General features: G+C 67.3%; 2 protein-coding genes. Both read right to left on the reverse strand.

What is annotated here, in order from left to right:
• Positions 1-23: 23 nt before the first annotated feature.
• Positions 24-263, reverse strand: coding sequence for a hypothetical protein (locus ABGB08_RS54520; protein ID WP_347608482.1), 240 nt, complete (start codon positions 261-263; stop codon positions 24-26).
• Complete coding sequence (locus ABGB08_RS54525; protein ID WP_347608485.1) at positions 238-1,497, reverse strand: IS4 family transposase; 1,260 nt, start codon at positions 1,495-1,497, stop codon at positions 238-240. The genes ABGB08_RS54520 and ABGB08_RS54525 overlap by 26 nt, the downstream gene beginning before the upstream one ends.
• Between the last annotated feature and the right edge of the window lie 107 nt (positions 1,498-1,604).

Here is a 1,604-nt window from a genome sequence, read left to right on the forward strand (position 1 = left end):
CAATGCCACTCAGCCTAAATTGATCATGAGGCGAGGGCGAGCTTGGGAAGGTTCGCCAGCTTGACCGTGGCCGGGCCGTCGTGGCGTACGCCAACGTCACCGGGTCTCTTGACGCGGTAGGAGTTGTGGCGGGCGCGTTTGACCACCCGTGGAAAACTGCGATCGCGCCGCTTGGGGTTGAGGTTCTTCTTGCGGGTGATGTCCTTCTTGAGCGCATCGATGACCCGCTGCTGCCGGTCAGGGGGGAAAATCCGCAGCGTCATCGGTGCGGCTGCGGACTTTGCGGACGGTGCGGGTGAATTTGACCCGGTCCGGGTCGATCTGTGCTTCGGTGGCGGCCTCGCAGATCAACGCGTTCAGCGCGTAGTGGGTCAGCAGGTACCCGTACAACTCCGCCAGCACCAGGTCGGGTTTCCTGGACCGCAGTACCCGGCCCGGCCCGCGTAGATGCGTCTTGATCTGATCGTTTCCGGTCTCGTGCTCCCAGCGGTGGTGGTAGATCTCGGCCAGGGTGGCGGCCGGCCCGTCCCGCAGGTCCACGATCGTGGTGATCAGGCAGATCAGCTCGCCATCCTGGCCCGGGTCGCGATCCGGGACGGTGTACTCCACCACCCGCACCAGGGCCGCCTGGCCGGGGTCCAGATCGGCTCCGGCGCGGGCCGCCTCGACCAGCGCCTCCCGCCGCTTGCCACCGATATCGGGATCGACCAGCACCGAGAGGTAGGAGCCATCGGGCAGCCTCTCCAGCACCGGAAGGCGCAGGCCGGCCTTGACCCGCCACAGCAACTGCGCGCCCGAGGCCCGCGCCTGGCGCCAATCGGGGAAGGAGTAGAAGTTCCGGTCGGCGATCAACAGCATGTCCTCATCCAGCGCCGCCCACAGCGTGCGGGCCAGTGACTGCTCACCCGACCCCTTGCCGGTCCCGACCCCGCCGATCGCCGCCGCGAAGTAGGCGTGTGAGGCGCACTCGGCCAGGGCGACCACGCGGACCTTGGGAAACGCCGACCGTTTGCCCCCTGACCCGGCATACCCGAAGAACGCGGCGTTCTCGCCGCTGTCGGGGAGGTCCCACTCCATTCCATCGATGCTCACCAACCGCCAGGTGCCCAGGAACGCGCCGGGCGTCAACATGTCCGCGACCGGTTCGGCGACCCGGGAGAACAACTCCCGCAGCGGTTCGGAGCCGAGCCGCTGCCGCGCCTGGGTGATCCCGCCCGACCCCGGAGCCTCCCACAAGGTGTCCCAGCAGTCCGGCCAGGCCGCCAGGGCGTCGGTCAGCCGGGCGAGGACCTCTTCGTAGTCGTCATCGGCGAACAACGCCATCGCCATCGTGAAGTACACCATCACGTGCGGAGGCAGTTTGCCGTCGCGGCGCTTGGCCTTCTTGCCGGTCACGGCAACCGCGGTGTCAATCTCATCGCGGGGCACCCAACGGGCCAGCACGCCCAGCGACACAGAATCCGCCAACCGCCGCGGCGACTGCTCTCCGGTCTCCATCACGATCACGAACCGTAGTGGATCTCCCTGGCATCCGCCCTCGAAGCGGTCGGCAGGGGCACATCACCGCACGTCAATCCATGATCAATTTAGGCTGAGTGGCATTG

The organism is Acrocarpospora sp. B8E8 (assembly GCF_039871605.1).
GTDB classification, from domain to species: domain Bacteria; phylum Actinomycetota; class Actinomycetes; order Streptosporangiales; family Streptosporangiaceae; genus Acrocarpospora; species Acrocarpospora macrocephala.